General features: G+C 36.7%; 21 protein-coding genes. 11 read left to right on the top strand and 10 right to left on the bottom strand.

Annotation, left to right across the window (positions count from 1 at the left end; all coding sequences use genetic code 11):
• Positions 1 to 505: 505 nt before the first annotated feature.
• The 8 genes from MM236_RS06470 (at position 506) to MM236_RS06505 (ending at position 7,797) form a co-directional block, all read left to right on the top strand.
• Complete coding sequence (locus MM236_RS06470; RefSeq protein WP_241274130.1) at positions 506 to 697, top strand: hypothetical protein; 192 nt, start codon at positions 506 to 508, stop codon at positions 695 to 697.
• A gap of 48 nt (positions 698 to 745) precedes the next feature.
• Complete coding sequence (locus MM236_RS06475) at positions 746 to 1,834, top strand: hypothetical protein (RefSeq protein WP_241274131.1); 1,089 nt, start codon at positions 746 to 748, stop codon at positions 1,832 to 1,834.
• A gap of 657 nt (positions 1,835 to 2,491) precedes the next feature.
• Positions 2,492 to 2,683: a hypothetical protein gene (locus tag MM236_RS06480; protein ID WP_241274132.1), complete on the top strand. Its 192-nt coding sequence runs from the start codon at positions 2,492 to 2,494 to the stop codon at positions 2,681 to 2,683.
• 56 nt (positions 2,684 to 2,739) lie between these two features.
• Positions 2,740 to 3,825, top strand: a complete 1,086-nt coding sequence (locus MM236_RS06485) for a hypothetical protein (RefSeq protein ID WP_241274133.1) — start codon at positions 2,740 to 2,742, stop codon at positions 3,823 to 3,825.
• 659 nt (positions 3,826 to 4,484) lie between these two features.
• On the top strand, positions 4,485 to 4,676 hold the full coding sequence (locus MM236_RS06490; RefSeq protein WP_241274134.1) for a hypothetical protein: 192 nt from the start codon (positions 4,485 to 4,487) through the stop codon (positions 4,674 to 4,676).
• A 48-nt stretch (positions 4,677 to 4,724) separates the two neighbouring features.
• Positions 4,725 to 5,813, top strand: a complete 1,089-nt coding sequence (locus MM236_RS06495) for a hypothetical protein (protein WP_241274135.1) — start codon at positions 4,725 to 4,727, stop codon at positions 5,811 to 5,813.
• 658 nt (positions 5,814 to 6,471) lie between these two features.
• Complete coding sequence (locus MM236_RS06500; RefSeq protein ID WP_241274136.1) at positions 6,472 to 6,663, top strand: hypothetical protein; 192 nt, start codon at positions 6,472 to 6,474, stop codon at positions 6,661 to 6,663.
• A gap of 45 nt (positions 6,664 to 6,708) precedes the next feature.
• Positions 6,709 to 7,797 (top strand): hypothetical protein, encoded by a 1,089-nt coding sequence (locus MM236_RS06505; RefSeq protein WP_241274137.1) that lies wholly within the window; start codon positions 6,709 to 6,711, stop codon positions 7,795 to 7,797.
• A gap of 549 nt (positions 7,798 to 8,346) precedes the next feature.
• On the opposite strand, the gene MM236_RS06510 is transcribed toward MM236_RS06505, so the two are convergent.
• The 8 genes from MM236_RS06510 to MM236_RS06545 all read right to left on the bottom strand — a co-directional run bounded on the left by MM236_RS06510 (position 8,347) and on the right by MM236_RS06545 (position 14,578).
• Positions 8,347 to 9,039, bottom strand: a complete 693-nt coding sequence (locus tag MM236_RS06510) for a hypothetical protein (protein ID WP_241274138.1) — start codon at positions 9,037 to 9,039, stop codon at positions 8,347 to 8,349.
• Complete coding sequence (locus tag MM236_RS06515; protein ID WP_241274139.1) at positions 9,036 to 9,710, bottom strand: hypothetical protein; 675 nt, start codon at positions 9,708 to 9,710, stop codon at positions 9,036 to 9,038. Before MM236_RS06515 ends, MM236_RS06510 begins: the two co-directional genes overlap by 4 nt.
• A 10-nt stretch (positions 9,711 to 9,720) precedes the next feature.
• Positions 9,721 to 10,431, bottom strand: coding sequence for a hypothetical protein (locus MM236_RS06520; protein ID WP_241274140.1), 711 nt, complete (start codon positions 10,429 to 10,431; stop codon positions 9,721 to 9,723).
• A complete protein-coding gene (locus MM236_RS06525) occupies positions 10,418 to 11,107 on the bottom strand; it encodes a hypothetical protein (RefSeq protein ID WP_241274141.1) in 690 nt (229 codons plus the stop codon). The genes MM236_RS06520 and MM236_RS06525 overlap by 14 nt, the downstream gene beginning before the upstream one ends.
• On the bottom strand, positions 11,104 to 11,772 hold the full coding sequence (locus MM236_RS06530; RefSeq protein ID WP_241274142.1) for a hypothetical protein: 669 nt from the start codon (positions 11,770 to 11,772) through the stop codon (positions 11,104 to 11,106). Before MM236_RS06530 ends, MM236_RS06525 begins: the two co-directional genes overlap by 4 nt.
• Positions 11,769 to 12,452, bottom strand: coding sequence for a hypothetical protein (locus MM236_RS06535; protein WP_241274143.1), 684 nt, complete (start codon positions 12,450 to 12,452; stop codon positions 11,769 to 11,771). The genes MM236_RS06530 and MM236_RS06535 overlap by 4 nt, the downstream gene beginning before the upstream one ends.
• A gap of 119 nt (positions 12,453 to 12,571) precedes the next feature.
• On the bottom strand, positions 12,572 to 12,916 hold the full coding sequence (locus MM236_RS06540; protein WP_241274144.1) for a PadR family transcriptional regulator: 345 nt from the start codon (positions 12,914 to 12,916) through the stop codon (positions 12,572 to 12,574).
• A gap of 363 nt (positions 12,917 to 13,279) precedes the next feature.
• Positions 13,280 to 14,578 carry a serpin family protein gene (locus MM236_RS06545; protein WP_241274145.1) on the bottom strand — a complete coding sequence of 433 codons (1,299 nt, stop codon included), beginning with the start codon at positions 14,576 to 14,578 and terminating at the stop codon, positions 13,280 to 13,282.
• A gap of 333 nt (positions 14,579 to 14,911) precedes the next feature.
• Between MM236_RS06545 and MM236_RS06550 the strand changes: the two genes are divergently transcribed.
• Genes MM236_RS06550 through MM236_RS06560 form a run of 3 tightly spaced genes read left to right on the top strand, consistent with a single transcriptional unit; the run spans position 14,912 to position 20,428 of the window.
• On the top strand, positions 14,912 to 16,366 hold the full coding sequence (locus MM236_RS06550; RefSeq protein WP_241274146.1) for a methylmalonyl-CoA mutase family protein: 1,455 nt from the start codon (positions 14,912 to 14,914) through the stop codon (positions 16,364 to 16,366).
• The gene (gene scpA, locus MM236_RS06555; protein ID WP_241274147.1) at positions 16,363 to 18,489 is read left to right on the top strand and encodes a methylmalonyl-CoA mutase; all 2,127 of its coding nucleotides are present in this window, start codon (positions 16,363 to 16,365) and stop codon (positions 18,487 to 18,489) included. Before MM236_RS06550 ends, scpA begins: the two co-directional genes overlap by 4 nt.
• A gap of 28 nt (positions 18,490 to 18,517) precedes the next feature.
• Entirely contained in the window at positions 18,518 to 20,428 is a 1,911-nt protein-coding gene (locus MM236_RS06560) for a TIGR00341 family protein (RefSeq protein ID WP_241274148.1), read from the top strand.
• 341 nt (positions 20,429 to 20,769) lie between these two features.
• On the opposite strand, the gene MM236_RS06565 is transcribed toward MM236_RS06560, so the two are convergent.
• The gene (locus MM236_RS06565; protein ID WP_241274149.1) at positions 20,770 to 21,090 is read right to left on the bottom strand and encodes a 2Fe-2S iron-sulfur cluster-binding protein; all 321 of its coding nucleotides are present in this window, start codon (positions 21,088 to 21,090) and stop codon (positions 20,770 to 20,772) included.
• A 15-nt stretch (positions 21,091 to 21,105) separates the two neighbouring features.
• Positions 21,106 to 22,110, bottom strand: a complete 1,005-nt coding sequence (locus MM236_RS06570) for an NAD(P)/FAD-dependent oxidoreductase (protein WP_241274150.1) — start codon at positions 22,108 to 22,110, stop codon at positions 21,106 to 21,108.
• Between the last annotated feature and the right edge of the window lie 90 nt (positions 22,111 to 22,200).

The following is a 22,200-nucleotide window of genomic DNA, read 5'->3' on the forward strand; positions in this document are numbered from 1 at the left end:
TTTAAGTTTAGAGATCGGCCGTCCCTACGGAACTTTGAAGAGCTGGTTCGTGGGTTGATCTGTGTCCGTGGGCTGAAACCCACGGTTAGTATATCGATCGTACCTACGGCACTGTGAGGGGGGTGTTAGGATAGAGTTCTCTGTTAATACACTAGCCATACTTTTGGCTTTGGTAGTATGGAAACAGCTCCATAGGAGCGTCCGAACTATTAACCATGGTTTTTAAACCATGGATAGAAATGAGTGAAGGTTTCTAAAAATGCCGTAGGCATGGGCGATTTTAAATTGGGGATTAAATCTATTTTAAAACAGGTTTAGCCGGAGGTGTTTAGATGTCAAGTTGTTATTATAGCTCTATGCGTAATCTTGAGTATTTTCAAAACTTGTTTTTTAATTTCGGGGTGAGGTTATTTAGTTTTCGAAAAGTTTTCAATACCGGTTAGGAATACTTTTTAGGAGGACTGCACTGCCTGAGAGTGTAGGGTAAAATTTTAATCAATTATTTATGAAAAAGTCTAATTTAAAATCAGGTCTAATCATGTTTGCAATGGTTGGGATGTTCTTCGTCAATGTGCAAGATGCGAATGCCGTTCCTTGTAAACTAAAAAAGATTAATGAAGGTGGTGCTACGGCAATATATGATTGTGGGGAGCATGGTGAAGTGACTGTGGCAAGAGGTAAAACGGTAAGAGCATAATTTCTTTGGAGGGGAAACCCTCCAATTTTTTACCTTTAACAAGATAACATGAAAATTAAAATAATCTTATGTCTCCTTATACTTCTCAAATTGACTTCATGTAAACAATCAGATGAACTATTTTTTGAAACTGTATCAGGAAATTTAACAATAGTAGACTCAGTTAAAATCGATGATAGTGGGTTTAGTTTTTCTTCAGTTTGGAATGTGAAAGTGTACAATGATTCAATGTTAGCACTTGGAGACGGTTCTTTTTCAAGCATAAACATGTTTCATTCGAAAACAGGAGAGTTTTTGGCAACTTTTGAATCAGATAGTATCGAAAGTTTTATCATTCCGAAAAAAAGTTATTCGAATTTTTCAATTAATGGAAATAGAATTTACTTGTTAAACCATCTTCTTAGTAAGGTTTATGTTTTTGCTCTTAATAAAGAGTTTATAGAAGTAGTGGAATTGAAATTTAAGGATAACTTTTATAAGCCTCAATTTAATGTGCTCTTTGAGTTTGTTGATGATCGATATTATATAAGTACTGATTTTGACGGGGTAAGTATGCATGAAACTTTCAAGCATTCTCCATTAGTTTCTGTATTTAATGCAAATGGGGATTTTATCAATGATTTTGGATCTTACCCGAAGCCCTATTTAGAAGGTAATTTGGTCTTAAGTGCAAACGAAAACAAAATCATAAAAGATGGAAAAATCTATATCCTCAATGTTGCAGGAGTACCGATTTTGAAAGAATATTTGCTGAATGGTGATCTGAATGGCGTATATAAATTAGAATCTGAGCATCATGATCCTGAAATCGGATACTATACTGATGATCCGTTTTCAGCACCACTCACTGATCAGTTTAATGGTTTAGCTTCTGACCAGAATTCGCCAAAAAAAGTTTTTTATGCATCATACCACTCTTTTGATACCCGTGATAGGGATTATGGCTTAGGGACTTATAGGTGGATGTTGATGAAAATTGATCTTGAGAATATGACAATTAAAGAGACTGAAATTGCAGGTGCTTGGTATTTAGATGATTATCCTAATCTGATCCCTCAAGTGAAAGGAGACACAGTTAGTTTTTTAATCAGGGAGAAAGATGAGAACTTGTATTTGAAGCGGTTGATATTTGATTGAGGAGACTTATTGTGCTTTAAGGATATATCGCCTGTCCCTACGGGACTTTGAGGTGCGTGTTCGTGGTTGATCAGTGTCCGTGGGTTGAAACCCACGGTTAGTATATCGATCGTGCCTACGGCACTTGAAGGACCATGTTAAAACCCACTGTTAATACATTCGACGTGCCTTTGGTACTGAATTTTGAAATGTGTTTTATCTGTGGTTTTAAAACTCTGAGTAATAAAATAGTTTGTGCCTACGGGACACTTTAGAGAGGGTTTTGTCTTATTTATTGTTGATTAATATTAGAATGGATTTTATGTTGATTGTTTGATCAATGGGGTTTTGCATAGTTCAGCTCCATAGGAGCGACCGAATTAATTGCCACGGTTTTCAAACCGTGGATAGAAATGATGGCAAGTTTCGAAAATGCCGTAGGCATGGGCGATTTTAAATTGGGGATTAAATCTATTTTAAAACAGGTTTAGCCGGAGGTGTTTAGATGTCAAGTTGTTATTATAGCTCTATGCGTAATCTTGAGTATTTTCAAAACTTGTTTTTTAATTTCGGGGTGGGGTAATTTAGTTTTCGAAAAGTTTTCAATACCGGTTAGGAATACTTTTTAGGAGGACTGCACTGCCTGAGAGTGTAGGGTAAAATTTTAATCAATTATTTATGAAAAAGTCTAATTTAAAATCAGGTCTAATCATGTTTGCAATGGTTGGGATGTTCTTCGTCAATGTGCAAGATGCGAATGCTGTACCATGTAAGTTGGTAAAACTTAATCCAGGAGGAGCTACCGCAGAATACGATTGTGGTGAGCATGGAAGAGTAACTGTAGCAAGGGGTAAAACAGTTACTCCATAGTAAAATTTGCATTTGGAGGGGAAAATCTCCTCCATTTTTCACTAAATTGATATTTTATGAAAAAAAGAGTTTTATCATTTGTTTTTATAATTAATAGCTTGATTTCTTGTAATCAATCCGAAGAACAAGTTTTTGAAATTCAACAAGGAAATCTTACTATTTTAGATTCAGTTAAGATCGACGATAGTGGATTTAGTTTTGGTGAAGTATATAATCCAAGGGTATATAATGATAGTATCTTAGGTTTTGGTGACGCTACATTTCGTAGTATTAATCTTTTTCATTCGAAATCAGGTGCATTTTTGTCAACTTATGAGACAGATAGCATTGACAGCTATCAACTTCCTGTAAAAGACATGTCTTTTTTTTATATCGATGGAGATCGGGTTTTTATTTTAAATGACTTAGTGAGAAATGTGTTTGTCTTTGATTTAGATAAGAATTTTATCGAAAAAATTGAATTGAAATTCAGTGATTTTTCTCAGAAACCTGCGTTTGAAGGTTTTTTTGAAATCCACAATAATTCGATTTTTCTAAGTTCTGTTAATGATGGTACATTAAGTGAACGATTTAAATATTCAAAAATCGTAACTGAATTCGATTTGAAAGGCAACTATATTAACGATTTTGGCAATTATCCAAAACCTTATACAGAAGGTAATTTGGTTCTTAGTACCAATGAAAGCAAAATCATCAAAGATGAAAAAATCTATATCCTTAATGTTGCGGGAGTTCCGATTTTGAAAGAGTATTTGCTCAATGGTGATCTGAATGGCGTATATAAATTAGAATCTGAGCATCATGACCCTGAAATCGGATATTATATCAATGACCCATTTTCAGCACCTTTGACTGATCAGTTTAATGGCTTAGCTTCTGATCAGAATTCGTCAAAAAAAGTTTTTTATGCATCATACCACTCTTTTGATACCCGTGATAGGGATTATGGCTTAGGGACTTATAGGTGGATGTTGATGAAAATTGATCTTGAGAAAATGACAATTAAAGAGGCTGAGATTGCAGGTGCTTGGTATTTAGATGATTATCCTAATCTGATCCCTCAAGCGAAAGGAGACACAGTTAGTTTTTTAATCAGGGAGAAAGATGAGAACTTGTATTTGAAGCGGTTGATATTTGATTGAAGAGACTTATTGTGCTTCAAGGATATATCGGCCGTCCCTACGGGACTTTGTGGCGTGTGTCCGTGGGTTGATCAGTGTCCGTGGGTTGAAACCCACGGTTAGTATGTCGATCGTGCCTACGGCACTTGAAGGGCCGTGTTAAAACCCACTGTTAATACATTCGACGTGCCTTTGGTACTGAATTTTGAAATGTGTTTTATCTGTGGTTTTAAAACTCTGAGTAATAAAATAGTTTGTGCCTACGGGACACTTTAGAGGGGGTTTTGTCTTATTTATTGTTGATTAATATTAGAATGGATTTTATGTTGATTGTTTGATCAATGGGGTTTTGCATAGTTCAGCTCCGTAGGAGCGACCGAATTAATTGCCACGGTTTTCAAACCGTGGATTGAAATGATGGGAAGTTTCTAAAAATGCCGTAGGCATGGGCGATTTTAAATTGGGGATTAAATCTATTTTAAAACAGGTTTAGCTGGAGCTGTTTAGATGTCAAGTTGTTATTATAGTTCTATGCGTAATCTTGAGTATTTTCAAAACTTGTTTTTTAATTTATGGGTGGGGTAATTTAGTTTTCGAGAAGTTTTCAATACCGGTTAGGAATACTTTTTAGGAGGACTGCACTGCCTGAGAGTGTGTGGAAAAATTTTAATCAATTATTTATGAAAAAGTCTATTTTAAAATCAGGTCTAATCATGTTTGCAATGGTTGGAATGTTCTTCGTCAATGTGCAAGATGCGAATGCTGTACCATGTAAGTTGGTAAAACTTAATCCAGGAGGGGCAACAGCAGTATATGATTGTGGGGAGCATGGTGAAGTGACTGTGGCTAGAGGTAAAACGGTAAGAGCATAATTTCTTTGGAGGGGAAGCCCTCCAACTTTTCACTAATTATAAAACCATATGAAAATTAAAACTTCCCTATTTCTCTTTATTATTTTCAAATTGATTTCATGTCAATCATCAGAAGAAAGGGTTTTTGAAATTGAATCAGGAAATTTAACAATTTTAGACTCTGTTCAAATAGACGATAGTGGATTTAGCTTTGCTTCAGTCTGGAATGCGAAAATTTATAACGATTCTATCTTGGGGTTCGGTGATGGGTCGTTTTCTAGTATCAATATGTTTCATTCTAACACAGGTGATTTTCTCATGACTTTTGAGTCAGATAGTATTGAAAGCTATATTATACCAAAGAGAAGCTATTCTAATTTTGCAATTAATGGTAACAATTTTTTTCTTCTTAATCACCTTTTGAGTAAAGTTTATGTCTTTAGTCTTGATAAGAAATATATCAAATCAATTGATCTGAAATTCGAAAATGAATTATTTAAAGGTCAGTTTGATACATTTTTTGAAAATTATAATGAACAGTTTTTTGTGAGTACCGAATATTCTGCAGGGGGATTAAAAGAAACGTTTAAATTTTCACCACTACTGACAGTCATTGATAAATATGGTGATTATTCTTATAAGATTGGTAGTTACCCTAAACCGTATTTAGAAGGGGGTTTAGTTTTAAGTGCTAATGAAAACAAAATCATAAAAGATGGAAAAATCTATATCCTCAATGTGGCGGGAGTTCCGATTTTGAAAGAGTATTTGCTCAATGGTGATCTGAATGGCGTATATAAATTAGAATCTGAGCATCATGATCCTGAAATCGGATATTATATCAATGACCCATTTTCAGCACCTTTAACCGATCAGTTTAATGGCTTAGCTTCTGATCAGAATTCGTCTAAAAAAGTTTTTTATGCTAGCTATAGTTCTTTTGACACCCGTGACAGGGAATTTGGTTTGGGTACTTACAAGTGGATGTTGATGAAAATTGATCTCGAGAATATGACAATTAAAGAGACTGAAATTGGTGGAGCATGGCATCTGAATGAAGTTCGTAATCTCATTCCCCAAGTGAAGGGAGATACAGTAACTATTTTGATTAGGGAGAAAGATGAGAACTTGTATTTGAAGCGGTTGATATTTGATTGAGTAGACTTATTGTGTTTCAAGGATATATCGGCCGTCCCTACGGGACTTTGAGGAGCGGGTTCGTGGGTTGATCAGTGTCCGTGGGTTGAAACCCACGGTTAGTATGTCGATCGTGCCTACGGCACTTGAAGGGCCGTGTTAAAACCCACTGTTAATACATTCGACGTGCCTTTGGTACTGAATTTTGAAATGTGTTTTATCTGTGGTTTTAAAACTCTGAGTAATAAAATAGTTTGTGCCTACGGGACACTTTAGATAGGGTTTTGTCTTATTTATTGTTGATTAATATTAGAATGGATTTTGTGTTGATTGTTTGACCAATGGGGTTTTGCATAGTTCAGCTCCATAGGAGCGACCGAATTAATTGCCACGGTTTTCAAACCGTAGATAGAAATGATGGCAAGTTTCGAAAATGCCGTAGGCATGGGCGATTTTAAATTGGGGATTAAATCTATTTTAAAATAGGTTTAGCCGGAGGTGTTTAGATGTCAAGTTGTTATTATAGTTCTATGCGTAATCTTGAGTATTTTCAAAACTTGTTTTTTAATTTCGGGGGGGGGTAATTTAGTTTTCGAAAAGTTTTCAATACCGGTTAGGAATACTTTTTAGGAGGACTGCACTGCCTGAGAGTGTGTGGAAAAATTTTAATCAATTATTTATGAAAAAGTCTATTTTAAAATCAGGTCTAATCATGTTTGCAATGGTTGGGATGTTCTTCGTCAATGTACAAGATGCGAATGCTGTTCCTTGTAAATTGAAAGAAGTTAATCCAGGAGGAGCTACTGCAACATATGATTGTGGTGAACATGGAGAAGTAACTGTGGCTAGAGGAGTTACGGTGCGGGCTTAAAAAAGAGAGGGGTATCCCCTCTCTTTTTACTAAAATGATATATTTATGAAAATTAGAATTTTACTATTTGCATTTATAACTATAAGCTTGTTTTCTTGCTTTCAATCCGAAGAAAATGTTTTTGAAATTCTACAAGGAAATCTTACTATTATAGATTCAATTAAGATTGACGATAGTGGATTTAGTTTTTCAAATTTAAAGAATTCAAAAATTTACAATGACACACTTTTGGCTTTTGGAGATGGCTCATTTTCAAGTATAAATATGTTTCATTCGAAAACAGGAGAGTTTTTGGCAACTTATGAATCAGATAGTATAGACAGTTTTATAATTCCAAAAAAAAGCTATTCGAATTTTTGCATTGTCGGGGATAACATATATATACTAAATCACTTATTAAGTAAAGTTTATGTTTTTAATCTTGATAAAAAGTTTGAAGAAGTTGTGGATTTAAAGTTTAAGAATCATATGATGAAACCACGATACAATGTGTTTTTTGAAGTTTTCCAAAAATCAATTTATGTAAGTACTGAATATAATAGCTCTACAACAAATGAAAATTTTAAATTTTCTCCTTTAGTTTCAGTTTTTGATGAAAAGGGTAGATTTAGAATTGATTTTGGAAAATACCCCAAACCTTACACGGAAGGTAATTTGGTCTTAAGTACCAATGAAAGTAAAATCATCAAAGATGAAAAAATCTATATCCTTAATGTTGCGGGAGTTCCGATTTTGAAAGAATATTTGCTCAATGGTGATCTGAACGGCGTATATAAATTAGAATCTGAGCATCATGATCCTGAAATCGGATACTATACTGATGATCCGTTTTCAGCACCACTCACAGATCAGTTTAATGGTTTAGCTTCTGACCAGAATTCATCTAAAAAAGTTTTTTATGCATCATACCACTCTTTTGATACCCGTGATAGGGATTATGGCTTAGGGACTTATAGGTGGATGTTGATGAAAATTGATCTTGAGAAAATGACAATTAAAGAGACTGAAATTGCAGGTGCTTGGTATTTAGATGATTACCCTAATCTGATCCCTCAAGTGAAAGGAGACACAGTTAGTTTTTTAATCAGGGAGAAAGATGAGAACTTGTATTTGAAGCGGTTGATATTTGATTGAGGAGACTTATTGTGCTTCAAGGATATATCGCCCGTCCCTACGGGACTTTGAGGTGCGTGTTCGTGGGTTGATCAGTGTCCGTGGGTTGAAACCCACGGTTAGTATGTCGATCGTGCCTATGGCACTGTGAGGACCGTGTTCATAGGTTGAAACCCACGGTTAGTATGTCGATCGTGCCTACGGCACTGTGAGGACCGTGTTCATAGGTTCAAACCCACGGTTATGTCATTTGTGTCTCTGGCACTGTGAGGGCCGTATTCATAGGTTCAAACCCACGGTTAGTGTCTCGGTTGTGCCTACGGCACTGTGGGGACCGTGTTCGTAGGTTAAAACCCACGGTTAGTATATCGATCGTACCTACGGCACTGTGAGGGGGGTGGTAGGATAGAGTTCTCTGTTAATACACTAGCCATACTTTTGGCTTTGGTAATATGGAAACAGCTCCATAGGAGCGGCCGAACTATTAACCATGGTTTTTAAACCATGGATAGAAATGAGTGAAGGTTTCTAAAAATGCCGTAGGCATGGGCGATTTCTTTTGTTGGTCAATCAGTTTTCTCCATAAATATTGATTAATTCCTCAGTATCGGACATACTTCTGTCTAAAACCCTCGGAAGAATGAAAATACTGACAAAAAGTAAACAGAGACATGATAAAATTACTCCTTTAAAGATTCGAGAGAAAAGCACATCTGGTGTTGAATTATCATTATAAACAAAATTCCAACTTTGTGAGCAGGTAATAATTCCGAAATTGATCATTGCAAAAACATTGTTTGAAGCTATATAGGAAGCGTACTTCTTATACTTATTGTGTTTGCGCCAATAACGAATTATGATTGTCAAGAAAGAAATCAGAACAAAACCAATCATCATCAATATCCATGATTTGGAATCTTGAAACCAGTTAGATGGCTGGAACAAAATCAGCAAAATTAGGATTGGATACAAGATTCTATAGCTAGTCAATAAGCTTTTCAACTCTTCCCAATAATACCCTCTCAGCCTTTTTGAAATCATTTTCACATAAGACTCCTCTAATTCCGAAAACCCAAAAATACCAAAGGAAGCATGGACTTTTCTGAAAGCATCTGATAAACTAAGCTTTGGGTTTTCTTCCATCAGGACTTCCACTTTGCAAGCGACATGATCCAAGATTTCATATTGCACATCCACTTGTGGATAACCTTTGTAAGAAATCAGTTTTTTGAGTTGGTCGATTTGGTCTTTATCTAGCTTCATGATTTGATCAGTTTGAAGGTTTTGAGATTGATGGTGGTGAATACTAGCCATGAATAGGCAAGAATGATCATGCCTAGGCTGAGAAGTAGGAATGGAGTCAAATGTTCGTAAGGAGTATTTAACAAAAGCATAGGAAGTAATTGTGCAGACAGGTGGATTATGCCAAAAATTAATCCTTGAGAACCGAAGAACGTGGCTGCCAATACGTGTTTAGGTTGATGTTTGCCTGGAGAAAGGGATAACGTGAATCCATATTTTTTTCTGTTGTAATAAATGGAGGACCCCATCAATATTACAAAAAACATCATTACTACAATATAAAAAGACTCTTCGCCTGCGAAGTAAAATATCTGTATCAGAATCACTGCCGTCAAAATCAAAATCCCTATTTTCTTCCAGCCCAAACTCCAAACCTTAAAACTTGATTTCGCGGTATTCATCAATTCTCGCCAAGCAACCTTTTGAAGGTCTTTCTCCATCTGTTTAATGATTGACCAAGAGAATTCGTCATCCAAAGCTTCTTTTTTACAATCAAACTCTTCCTCAGGTGTTTGCTCCAAAGCAGAGATATAATGATCCAAGAGCTCATCATATATTTCTGCATAAGCAATCAAGCAGCGATCAAGCCGGTCTTTAATGGTTTGGATTTCTGTGTCGGTAAGTTTTCTCATGGCTCAAAAGTTATCTAAATTGAGGCTTGGAAAGTGTGGTCTTAACTCTGTATCTTACTATTGTCAATAGGAGTAGAAGCCATACGCCTATTATAGTGAAGTACAGGTATGGTGGTTCAAAAATAATAGACTGACTCCTTGTCTCATCAGTATATATCCCATAAGTAAACAATAGCGGAATCATTACTAATACTAATATAATTCCATGAAGTATGGCGTAACCCTTTGGTGTGTCAGCTTTGGTATGGGCAAAAATGGGTTTGTCGTCCTTACTTCTGTAATGATGTTTATGGTTTTTGTTAGGGTAATTTCTCCCGATCATCCAATTTTCAATACTCATGGTAGAGATTACAATCAAATTGAGTAGATGTACTAACGCACCACTTTTTGGAATCCAACTAGGAAAAGAAATAACTATTCCCAAAATTAATAGCGTGATCCAAATTTTTCTAGTTGTAAATAGAGCTAGTATTTCTTGCTTGAATCTTGTGGTATATTCTTTCTTTAAGTTACTCAAATAGTCTCTTCCTGCCTTTCTACAATAGCCAATTGTGAAAGATTGATCAAGGGATCTCAAGACATCTTCCATTGACTTTTCTTCCTCTGATTCCAATGCAGTCTGATAGTGATCCAGTACCTCGTCTCGAATTTCAACATACTCGATATGCTTGTCATTGATGTGGTAATGCAATTGTTCGATTTGGTCTTTACTTAGCTCCATATAAAAAAGGTTTGAGTTGGATAGAGTACACGGTGTAAAATGCTCTTGCCGATAAGATAAACATGTAAATAATGATGCTTGAAATTATTGGATGATAATATGTAATAGCGAAGTATTCGTCAAGTTCAAGCATTTTTCTGCTTGTGTCGAATATTATCTGCCAGAAAACGAAACATGCTAAAAGGCAAGTCCACATGGCGTCTCTTTTTGCACTTACATACCTATTTTTCCTTAAAAGCAATGATTTCTCACCCAAAGTGTCACGGCTGTGATAGATCCATGTTTGAAATATTGTTGGGAAGCCAAACCAAAGAAAGACGATAAGCGCTGTTGTTATGTTGAATGAATTTTCAAAGAATGTAAATCCTATAAAAACAGCCAGTACCAAAATAGGAATTTTGAATTTCAATTCCTCTTGTCCAATAGAAAAAAGAGACTTAAGAAAGGTGTAAAGGAAAAGCCAAATCAACGATAAATGATGAAAGAACCTTAATTTGTAAATCTTCCCCCAACTCCAATTTGATTTTTCCTGCTCCCAAAATGCCTCGACATCATTTATTCCTGAGGCTTCATATTTGCAAAGTACATGGTCAAGAATTTCAAAATATAACTCTTCCCACCTGAAAGGTCTTTCCGCTAGTTTTTCCTCTAAATACTTTATATCTAATCTATTCATGATTTGATCAATTTGAAGGTTTTTAGATTGATGGAATGATAAAGCGATAGTGCATAGAGATTCAAAAGTGTGCTGTAGAACAGCATCAGAATCATTGCCGAATGTTCTAAATCATTTTTATCTAATATTATTGATGTAATGAAAAAAAAGAAATTACTCGAATTTAAAACGAACCAGTATCTTCCTAAAGCTGCCTGTAAGATGACATTTCTAGGTCTGAAATAACTTGGCTTGAAAGAAAACCAAAAATAATTTCCTGAATGATAAAGTAAGACTATCATAATCCCTAATGCTGGCAAAAAAGAAAAAACCATCATCACATCAAGGCTTATCGTTTTATAAACAACAATCAATAAAACTGTGTAAGTGAAAATCCCAAAAACTCTCCAAAAATCCATTTTCCAGAATTTCAGTGATTCTAATTGAGAGTTTTTTAACTCACTGCTGACTGAGTTCAGCAGCTGTTTTTCCATACCTCTTACTACTGACCAAGCGAATTCCTCATCCAATAATTCTTTTCTGTGATCAAATTCTTCCTGTTCCACCTCTTCCAATGCCGTGACATAATGATCCAAAAGCTCATTGTAGATTTCTAAATAAGACAGATTTAAGCTGTCTAACCTGTCTTTGATGGTTTGGATTTCTGTGTCGGTAAGTTTTCTCATACCAATGCCGTTTTAGATTTGATTTTCCAGACTTCCAATAATGAAACTGTATAAAGTGTAAGCAATATTGTGATCATGGCAGCTCCAGCGGGTAGATAAGGTAATAGATCAATTTGGGAGAAAATTAATTTTGGAACATAGACAAAAAGTTGCGCCATCAAAATGGGAAAATACATGCGTTCAGTGATTGGTAGCGCCAAAGAAGAATTGATCGGGATTCCTATGTCTTTAAATGTTTTTTTGATAGGTCTAAGCTTTCTGAAATTTTGATATCCGAAGGCAATGTTAACTATCAGCAATAGAATCATGGGGGATAACAAAAGAACTCCCAATTCTTTTTCAGTTCTTGCTTGAGTAGCTACATAAAAAGCCAAAGCCATTATCCCTGCTAAATAGAACCATCTTGATGTACAAAAGTATTTTCTAATCACCATCCATTGAGTTTGGTGAATATCTTCTTTGGCTTTTTTATTGAATTTATACTGCAAAGCATGACAATATCCATAAGTGAACTTTTCATCCAGTTCAAAAAGTTGTTCATTGAAATTTTCTTCAGGAAATTCTTGTAAATGACTGATATAGTGATCATAAATCTCCATAAGAATCTCAGCTGAGGAAATTTCTTTCCTCATAATGCTTCTCCTGATTTCCTGTAGTTCTATTTCTGTAAGTTGACGCATATTTCCGATTAACCTTTGAGGTCTTTTTTAGAGCTCGAAGGTTTTAAGGTATGTGATGGTATAAATACTATTTTCTTGTTTTAAACCTTCGGGGTTTTTAAAACCCCAAAGGTTTGGAATCAAGCCAAGCCCGGTTTCCACTCCGGATCTAATATTCTCTGGAGATTGCCCACGAAGCTTTGAAGCTCGGACATTTTTGCACTCACTTCTTTTTGACCGTCCTTGGTTAGGCTATAGTATTTCCTAACCCTGTTATCCACTTGTTGGATTTCTGTGGTCAGCATTCCTTCTGCTTCTAGCTTGTGGAGGGCAGGGTAGAGGGCTCCTTCGGTAATTTTAATTTCACCTTCGGTAAGTTCTTTGACCCTTTGGGTTATTTCATAGCCATACATTTTATCATTTTCCTCAAGAAGTTTAAGGATGATGGTTTGAAGGCTTCCTTTTATTAAATTGTTGTTGGACATAATGATTTTGATACATCAGTAAGTCAAATATATAAAAAAATTATATACATAAGAAAGTTGGGTATTGAATTTTGTCTTAGAATGAGTGAGAGTCAAGAAACGAAAAGAGAAGCTAGCTATGAGACAAAGACAAAGTAATGAGACATGAGTGTTATGTCAATTAACCACGAAGTGCCTGCCTGCTGCAGGCAGGGTTAAACTTTGAATTGCCCCGGATTGCTACCAGGGGATCAAAGTCGATGAGCGAAACACAACCCCGAAGTGTCTGTCCCGACAGTTTCGGGAGGTTGAACTATAGTAATTGTAAGGAAAAGTGTCAACTATTTTCAGGACGAGACAATAGGGAAATCAATAGAAAAAGTGTCAACTATTTTCAGGATTTTCCAATTTACCTATAAATAAAATCGCTCCGCTATGCTTTTCCTGAATAAAAAATATGAAAGGCCTGTCCAATGTAAAAATAGTAGGGGATCTATCTGGAAGTAAACTGACTAGCTCAACTACTTCAACAATCGTTGCCGCAGCAGCTTCCGTGCCTCTTTCATCTACTTCTATCAGAGCTTGGTGAATAACCCTGTCGATTTTCAAAGGTTCAGTTGGGTTAGAAAACAAAGCTGTAAAGTTGTCTTTATGAAAGTAAAAGGCCTTTTCTAAGCCCATCGCTTGTAAGTCTTTTGATAGATTATCAATTCTATATTCAATTTTAAATTTTGGCATTTTCAAAATCAAATTTGCATCTCTTGAATTATCTCTCCAGGTATTCAGGTTTTCCATGGTGAATTGTTGGGATAGCTGCGACAGGTCCCCGCTTTCGTTGATCAGTATTCCCATTGTATATTGACCCGAGCTGTAAGGGATCTCCAGATAGGTGTAATCTGCGGAGAAATGTGTTTTGAATCCAGCTGGATCACCCAAATTCATCATGTCTGTCATGATTTCTTGCCCATTTCCAAGAGTGAATTTTTCTTTTTTGGTATTTTCCTTAGGAAAATTATAAGTCCAATCCCCTTTGAAGTAAATAGCATTGACTAAATACATCACAGCATCAGATGGAATGAAGTCCAGCATGTCTTTGATGAGGTTATTGGTCTGTTTTTCGATCCAGTTATTGATGATGTTTACAGAGTTAGGATTATGCATATCAAGAGGAGCTATTTCAGCATTGAAATATTGCTGAGAAGTATTCTTGAAAGGAATTTGTGCTTGATAATCATCTTTATACCAGATACCATTTGCGATGTTTAGCTTTACTTTTGAATCTACATCAAGTAGGAAGGAAGTTAAGTCTTTGACAGCTTGATTTGCCTCTGCTAAGCTCATGCCTTCCAATTGTAAAATTTGGATAAATTCTTCTAAAACTACCCCCTCATTTCCATTCATAGCCATAGCCAATGCTTGGTGCACTGAATATGGGCTGAAAAATAGATTTTCTGAATCATTATTCGAGGCTATTTGTTGAAAAAGGTTAATTGAAAACTTGGTATTAGCATCGGAGAGCCTGTTTTCATCCGAAGACAAAGCCCTGAGATTAGCTTCAACTTTGTCTGAAAGGGAATCGTCCTCATTATTGATACAACCAAAGCAAAAGAAAAATGCTGAAAGGATATATAAGCTTGAAATAGCTTTTGAACCCATGTAGGTTTTGATAAAGATTTTTTTCATGGCTAGCTTGTTTCCATCAAGACGTTTTTTTTCTCTTGAATGCTACAATTTAAGAGAAACTTTTTGAAAATCCCAGATCAGCATTTTTGAACGAATTCCTATACCAGGGTTTGTTTTTTGCGACAAACCCAATGTTTTCTGACTAAATATATATAAATACTATTTTCGTAGGCGATCCAATTTCTAGGAGTATCTAAATATTGAGAATGTTAGGCTATTTTATTCGCTTGACAAATTGCGTACCTACATCATATCTAATGTTTACATTAAAAACCTTATTTTTGGTTTTGAAGAGCAATGTCATTATTAAAAAATCAAGATTGATTTTAAACAATGCAAAATAACCCAAATGTAATTATAGATATGAGAAATAAATTGTTAGATGATTTTGTACCTACTACCAAAGAGGAGTGGATTGCTCAAGTTGTCAAAGATTTGAAAGGAAAGGATTTCGAAGATACCCTTGTCAATCAAACTTTGGATAGGTTCAGAATACAGCCTTTTTATACAATTGAAGATCTTCCTGCTGATACAGTACTAAGTGAATTTCACCATAGGCTAAACCTTAAGCCTTCTGTGCCTGGAATCGCGCCCCGAGTTTGGAGTAATGTGGTGAGGATCGCACATATCGATGAAAAAGCAGGGAACGAGATCCTTTTAGAGTCTCTTCAAAATGGTGCAGATGCAATTGTCTTGGAATTGGATGGTAATGAAGATCTTTCTGTTTTGTTGAAAGGTATTCAGCCAGCGTACATCAATTTGTTTTTAGAACCAACTGATGACCCCATTCCTGTATTTAGTAAATTCAAGGATTGGTTAAGTGCTGAGAGCCATGATTTTTCAGATATCAATGGAGGGATAATTTGGGATGGAGCTGTACAAAATTTGACAAAACGGAGAGATAGAAAAAATATATCCCAGACTTGCAAAACATTGCTTTCGATGGGAAAAGAGCTTTCAAGCTTTAGAACTTTAACTTTGCAATGTTCCCATTATCACAATTCAGGTTCCAGCATAGTTCAGGAATTGGCATTCAGCTTAAGTTATTTTATTGACCTGGTTGAAGAATTAAGTGCTGAAGGGATTAGTCCAAGGGAAATTTTCGGGAATTTAATACTTCAGACAGCTGTTGGCTCAGATTACTTTTTGGAAATGACCAAAATCAAGGTTCTGAGAATATTGATTCAAAATCTTGCTTCACTTTATCAAGTAGAACAAAGCCCCGAAGATATCTTCATTTATGTGCAAACAAGTTTTTGGACAAAATCAGGGGTCGATGTCCAGACTAATTTGCTGAGAAATACTACTGAAGCAATGTCAGCGATTTTGGGCGGATGCAATGCATTGGAAGTTTTAAGGCATGATGTGGTCAGCAAAGAAATGGGTGAATTTTCTTTGCGGATGTCCAGAAATGTTTCCAATATCCTAAAAGAAGAAAGTTACTTAGATCAAGTATTGGATCCTGTTGCAGGGTCATATTTTATGGAAAGTTTGATTGCAGAGATTTTTGAAAATGCCAAAGAGAAACTATTGGAAATAGAACAAATTGGTGGTTGGTGGCAAGCTGCAGATCAAAATATCATTCAAAATGAAGTGAAATCTGTTAGAGAGAAACAGCAACAAATGGTATTGGAAGGTAGTTTAATCAAAGTTGGTGTCAATAAATATTTGAGTGATATAATAGAAGATTTGCAGCTCGAAGATCCTATAGCCAATGAATCAGAAAGTCAGTTGAAATTCAACAGACAGAGTTTTTTGAAAGAAGTTTTGAACCAAGAGAAGTTATGAGACCGGATTTAAAACAATTGAGTTTAGACAAAAAGGTCAATTTTCAAAAAGAAGATTGGGGAAGTTATACATGGAATACTGCGGAGAAAATAGAAGTACCCGCGGTGGTCCAAAAAGAGAATCTTTCTGAAGCCGAACACCTAGGTTTCGCTGCTGGAATAGCACCATACTTAAGGGGGCCATATAGCACCATGTATGTGATGCGACCATGGACTATTCGTCAGTATGCTGGATTTTCTACAGCTGAAGAGTCAAATGCATTCTATAGAAAAAATCTTAAAGCTGGCCAAAAAGGGCTTTCTGTTGCTTTTGATTTGGCGACTCATAGAGGTTATGATTCTGACCATCCCAGAGTAGTAGGGGATGTAGGTAAGGCAGGTGTTGCGATTGATTCAGTTTTGGATATGAAAGTGCTTTTTGATCAGATTCCATTGGATCAAATGTCTGTCTCCATGACGATGAATGGTGCTGTGATTCCGATAATGGCTTTTTATATCGTTGCTGCAGAGGAGCAGGGAGTTAAGCCAGAGCAACTGAGTGGCACGATCCAAAATGATATTTTGAAGGAATTCATGGTCCGTAATACCTATATCTATCCACCTTTGCCTTCTATGCGGATCATTGCGGATATCTTTGAATACACTTCGAAGAAGATGCCCAAATTCAATTCAATCTCAATATCAGGTTACCACATGCAAGAAGCAGGTGCTACTGCTGATTTGGAATTGGCTTATACTTTGGCAGATGGTTTGGAATACCTAAGGACTGGAGTAGCGGCAGGTCTAGATATAGATGATTTTGCACCGAGGCTTTCGTTTTTTTGGGCAATCGGAATGAATCATTTCATGGAAATTGCAAAAATGAGGGCAGGAAGATTGCTTTGGGCCAAAATAGTGAAGCAATTCAATCCTAAAAATGACAAATCACTTGCTTTAAGGACTCATTGTCAAACGAGCGGTTGGTCACTTACAGAGCAAGATGCAATGAATAATGTCACAAGAACAGCTGTCGAAGCGCTTGCGGCAGCACTTGGTCATACACAATCCTTGCATACCAATTCCTTTGATGAGGCTATTGCTTTGCCTACGGATTTTTCGGCAAGAATAGCAAGAAACACACAATTGTATCTCCAAGATGAAACCGAGATCACACGGGTTGTTGATCCTTGGGGAGGATCTTATTATGTAGAGTACTTGACTGATCAATTGGTGAAAAAAGCTTGGGCATTGATAGAAGAAGTGGAAGGGCTTGGAGGAATGGCAAAAGCTATAGAAGCAGGTATTCCGAAAATGCGCATAGAGGAAGCCGCTGCAAGGAAGCAAGCAAGGATAGACAGTGGGAAAGATGTGATAGTCGGAGTCAACAGATATCAGACATCAGAGAAATCTGATTTTGAGATAAGGGAAGTTGACAATGATTCTGTCCGAAAGTCACAAATCGAAAGGCTCGACAAGTTAAAAGCAGAAAGGAATACGGAAGAAGTGAAAGCAGCTTTGAAGGCAATCACTGATTCAGCCAAAAGTGAAAAAGGTAATTTATTGGAACTGGCGGTAGATGCGGCTCGAAAAAGGGCTACCTTAGGAGAAATATCAGATGCTATGGAAGAAGCATTTGGGAGACACAAAGCTACAGTGAAATCAATTTCTGGGATTTATTCAGGTGAAGCGATGCATGATAAGAGTTTTATAGAAGCCAAAGCACTGGCCGATGAATTTGCCAAACTTGAAGGCAGAAGGCCTAGGATTATGGTTGCCAAAATGGGACAAGATGGCCATGATCGCGGTGCTAAAGTTATCGCAACTGGCTTTGCAGATTTGGGTTTTGATGTAGATATAGGGCCTCTTTTTCAAACTCCAGAGGAAGTAGCGCAACAAGCTGTAGAAAATGATGTTCATATAGTAGGAGCTTCTTCTTTGGCTGCAGGGCACAAAACACTGGTTCCTGCTTTAATTGCTGAGTTGAAGAAATTAAAAAGAGAGGATATTATGGTTATAGCGGGAGGGGTGATTCCGCCAAGGGATTATGATTTCCTCTATGAAGCAGGTGTTTCTGCTGTGTTTGGACCTGGTACAGTATTACCAAAGGCCGCAATAGAAATTTTAAATAAAATGATGGAGGGTTGATTTTCAACCTTTCTTTTTTGATACCCTTATGAAGTCGATTACTTTAATTTATGATGAAAATCAATTAGACCTCTTGGAAGAAAAGGTTTTGCCCTTATTGAGTAATAATGTCAAAATCAAAATTCCATACAAAGATCATAGAAAGCATGAGTTTACAGACAATGATTTTATCGTGGCTTATTTATCAGATGAGCAATTGCGTGAATTGTTGGATGGAATCATAGAGAATCATTGGAAAATAGGCTTTTTGCCTCATCCGAAATTGGTGGAGGCAAGACAGGGTTTTGGGGTCTCTTCAAATCTTGAAATTGCTGTAGATAATATTTTGACTACTGAAGAAGTATTTGAAATCGATGTCTTGTTGGCAAATGGCCAACCTGTATTGAATAAATTGATGATTGGAGATTCTTTCAGCCTTTTGTATGCGGTAGAAAAGGACAGGAATTTGATTTCTCAATTTGCCATTAGGGTTAAGCGCTTGTTGAATTCCTTCAGAAGAGTGAAGCTTCACCCTTTCAGTATCAATTGGAGTAATGAAGGCGGTGAGTTTAAGGAAAAACCTATCGAAACCGCCGCCTTAGGTATGGTGGTGGTGCAACATGGTCAGAGTTCTATTTTATCACGCAGAATCATTGAAGGATCCTACGCAAACGATGGTTTGATGCATTGCTTAGTGTTGGCACCAAGTAGTATTTGGGAAATTTTTAAGTTTGGGTTTTTCAGTATTTTCAAATCTTCAAAAAAGAATCGGCTTCCAGACTATGTAGCACACATTAAGACAGATAAAGTTCATATAAATAGTAGCTCGCCGATAAACTATTCGGTTGATGAAATTTTGATGACATCCAAGTCAATAGAATTGGAAGTAGTGTCAAAAGCATTGTCGATAGTACCAGGGAAATCCTTGAAGACAGAGGGTAAAGTCAAAAAAAGCAGAATCTATAAAACCCAAAACTTACCACAAGGTGAGCTGAAAAATGAGTTGTTGGAAAGATTCTTGCCAATCACTAATCATGCAACTACAGAGGAGTTTAAGTGGCTCTTTACAATCCTAAGGGAAAATTCAAGGCTCAGTTCGAGTTATCTTGTTTTGATGGCATTGTCTACGATCATAGCGACTTTTGGACTTTTTGGAGATTCATCTCCTGTGATTATTGGAGCGATGATTTTGGCTCCATTGATGTCTCCGATTATTTCATTGGCAATGGGTGTTTTGAGACAAGATAATAAGCTGATTAGCGAAAGCTTTAAAACTATAGGTTTTGGCTTAGGGGTAGGCTATCTTTTTGCAGTTTTGATCACTTGGTTTACCCCCTTGAATACAATGAATGGCGAGATTTTGGCAAGAATTCGACCTAACTTACTTGACTTGGGTGTGGCAGCAGCTTCAGGGATTGCAGGAGCATATGCCCATGCCAAGAAAGAAGTTGCAAAAACACTGGCAGGTGTAGCAATAGCAGTTGCACTAGTGCCTCCTTTGGCAGTATCTGGAGTTGGGCTTGGTTGGGGAGATTGGTCGGTTTTCTGGGGAGCGTTACTACTTTTGGGAACCAACTTGGCGGGAATGGTTTTGGCTGCAGCGCTTACATTTCTTTTTCTTGGATTTAGTCCATTCAAGCTGGCAAAAAAGGGTTTGACAATATCCCTATTCTTTGTAATCCTTATTTCAGCACCACTTGCTTTCGGTTTTTCGAAAATGGTCAAAGAGAATAAAATTATGCAAAATCTTAGTGGAAAGGAGATCTCTATAGGTGTTCTAAGGGATGTGAAAGTGATTAAAGTGGTTCCATTAAAGCTTTCAGCAACAGTTGTATCAGAGTCGCCTTTGGATATCCAAGAGCTCAATAAGGTGAAAGATGAAATTGAAGAAATATTGTCCCAAGAAATTGATTTGGAATTGTCAGTGGCAGTTGGTCTGTGGAGGAAAAACGATGAATGATGGAATAGTTTCAAAATAGGGAGCTAGGTTGTCTTCGACAATGTCACATAATAATCGAAGATCCTGTAAGGGATTATTCGAATGAAAAGTTTTTATATACTATCCGCTTTCTAGCACGTAGCCAAACAATAGATTGTCGGATGAACGATTTGTGGTTCTGTTAACTGTGAACTGTTAGCTGCTGACGAGTATCCGCAACTTACAAAAGTACTGATTACCTAATGTGCAACATTGCGGATACTCATAAGTTTTTATAAATAAACTTAATTTTACTCAGGTGATAAGAGCCAAAAAAGGAGGTCAATTTGACCTCCTTTTTTGCTTGTTATATCTTTTTCGTATTAATTGTCTTCACCTCTAAGCTTGATAACAGCCCCTTCCAATATTGGGCTGATTCTTACTTGACAAGCAAGTCTGCTTGTAGGGAAATACTCAGGGAGGTTTTCCAACTGATCTAGTTCAGTATCGGTAGCTTCTCCAAGTGCCTCTTCACCTTCCAAGACTTCTATATGGCAGGTAGCACAAAGAGCCATTCCGCCACATGTCGCAAGTACTGGGTACTCTGAAGCTTTCAAGATTTCCATCAAGCTCAGCCCCATGTCGTCAGGAGCTTCTATAGATTGGCGATTGCCGTCGTGATCTTCTACTGTAAATGTTACCATGGTGCAAAGATAAAATTAAAATGCATTTACACCATTGACAGTGGTATATTTGAAGCTTAATTTTTGATCAGGGTACACATATTTGAAAGCTGAGTGCATCATGATGGCTGCCTCGTGGAAGCCACAAAGTATCAGCTTCAATTTTCCAGGATATGTATTGATATCACCAATTGCATAGATTCTGTCAACACCAGTAGAATAATCAGTGGTATCCACTTCTATGGCGTTTTTATCAATGCTTAATCCCCAATCTGCTATCGGTCCAAGTTTTGGACTTAATCCAAACAATGGGATCAGATAATCAGCATCTATTTTTATTTCCTCTTTATTTTTACTTTCTAAAGTAACGCTATTTAACACACCATTTCCACTTACCTGCTTGAGATTTGCAGAAAGGATCAAATCAATTTTGCCATTATTTGCCATATCAAAAACCTTTGCGGCAGAATCAGGAGCGCCTCTGAAAGTTTCATTTCTGTGAACCAAGGTTACCTTTTCGGCTACATCTGACAAGTAGATTGCCCAATCAAGTGCAGAATCACCACCACCTGCTAAGACCACCTTTTTGTCTCTAAAGGTTTCAGGATTTTTAACCATATAAGTAATGCCTTTTCCTTCAAAATGCTCTAAGTTTTCAAGAACAGGTTTTCTAGGTTCAAAGCAACCTAAGCCACCAGCAATAACTATTACCTGGGCGTGAATTTTTGTTTTATCACTAGTCGTGACAATAAATGATCCGTCTTCCTGTTTAGCGAGATGATCTACTCTTTCTCCCAAAGTGAAAGTAGGATTGAAAGGCTTGATTTGGTCCATCAAATTATCCACCAAATCCTGTGCTTTTACTTCTGGATATCCTGGAATGTCATAGATTGGCTTTTGGGGATAAATCTCCGAAAGCTGGCCACCTACCTGAGGTAATGCATCAATCAAATGACACCTCATTTTTAATAGTCCTGCTTCAAAAACAGCAAACAACCCAACTGGTCCTGCTCCGATAATGCAAATGTCAGTATTAATCATTTCTCTATTTGTTTATTGGTAAAACCAATGTGAATTCAATTTGTTCGTACAAATATAATTAGTATAACAACTATTTTAAACCTTCTGGGG

It is taken from the genome of Belliella calami (assembly GCF_022549695.1).
GTDB classification, from domain to species: domain Bacteria; phylum Bacteroidota; class Bacteroidia; order Cytophagales; family Cyclobacteriaceae; genus Belliella; species Belliella calami.

Bases quoted from the DNA above. Each gene is read 5' to 3' on its own strand.
- MM236_RS06535 (WP_241274143.1), bottom strand. From the start codon at position 12,452: ATGCGTCAACTTACAGAAATAGAACTACAGGAAATCAGGAGAAGCATT.
- MM236_RS06515 (WP_241274139.1), bottom strand. From the start codon at position 9,710: ATGAGAAAACTTACCGACACAGAAATCCAAACCATTAAAGACCGGCTT.
- MM236_RS06510 (WP_241274138.1), bottom strand. From the start codon at position 9,039: ATGAAGCTAGATAAAGACCAAATCGACCAACTCAAAAAACTGATTTCT.
- MM236_RS06490 (WP_241274134.1), top strand. From the start codon at position 4,485: ATGAAAAAGTCTATTTTAAAATCAGGTCTAATCATGTTTGCAATGGTT.
- MM236_RS06495 (WP_241274135.1), top strand. From the start codon at position 4,725: ATGAAAATTAAAACTTCCCTATTTCTCTTTATTATTTTCAAATTGATT.
- MM236_RS06550 (WP_241274146.1), top strand. From the start codon at position 14,912: ATGCAAAATAACCCAAATGTAATTATAGATATGAGAAATAAATTGTTA.
- MM236_RS06500 (WP_241274136.1), top strand. From the start codon at position 6,472: ATGAAAAAGTCTATTTTAAAATCAGGTCTAATCATGTTTGCAATGGTT.
- MM236_RS06505 (WP_241274137.1), top strand. From the start codon at position 6,709: ATGAAAATTAGAATTTTACTATTTGCATTTATAACTATAAGCTTGTTT.
- scpA (WP_241274147.1), top strand. From the start codon at position 16,363: ATGAGACCGGATTTAAAACAATTGAGTTTAGACAAAAAGGTCAATTTT.
- MM236_RS06525 (WP_241274141.1), bottom strand. From the start codon at position 11,107: ATGAATAGATTAGATATAAAGTATTTAGAGGAAAAACTAGCGGAAAGA.
- MM236_RS06560 (WP_241274148.1), top strand. From the start codon at position 18,518: ATGAAGTCGATTACTTTAATTTATGATGAAAATCAATTAGACCTCTTG.
- MM236_RS06565 (WP_241274149.1), bottom strand. From the start codon at position 21,090: ATGGTAACATTTACAGTAGAAGATCACGACGGCAATCGCCAATCTATA.
- MM236_RS06530 (WP_241274142.1), bottom strand. From the start codon at position 11,772: ATGAGAAAACTTACCGACACAGAAATCCAAACCATCAAAGACAGGTTA.
- MM236_RS06470 (WP_241274130.1), top strand. From the start codon at position 506: ATGAAAAAGTCTAATTTAAAATCAGGTCTAATCATGTTTGCAATGGTT.
- MM236_RS06570 (WP_241274150.1), bottom strand. From the start codon at position 22,110: ATGATTAATACTGACATTTGCATTATCGGAGCAGGACCAGTTGGGTTG.
- MM236_RS06475 (WP_241274131.1), top strand. From the start codon at position 746: ATGAAAATTAAAATAATCTTATGTCTCCTTATACTTCTCAAATTGACT.
- MM236_RS06540 (WP_241274144.1), bottom strand. From the start codon at position 12,916: ATGTCCAACAACAATTTAATAAAAGGAAGCCTTCAAACCATCATCCTT.
- MM236_RS06480 (WP_241274132.1), top strand. From the start codon at position 2,492: ATGAAAAAGTCTAATTTAAAATCAGGTCTAATCATGTTTGCAATGGTT.
- MM236_RS06520 (WP_241274140.1), bottom strand. From the start codon at position 10,431: ATGGAGCTAAGTAAAGACCAAATCGAACAATTGCATTACCACATCAAT.
- MM236_RS06485 (WP_241274133.1), top strand. From the start codon at position 2,740: ATGAAAAAAAGAGTTTTATCATTTGTTTTTATAATTAATAGCTTGATT.
- MM236_RS06545 (WP_241274145.1), bottom strand. From the start codon at position 14,578: ATGAAAAAAATCTTTATCAAAACCTACATGGGTTCAAAAGCTATTTCA.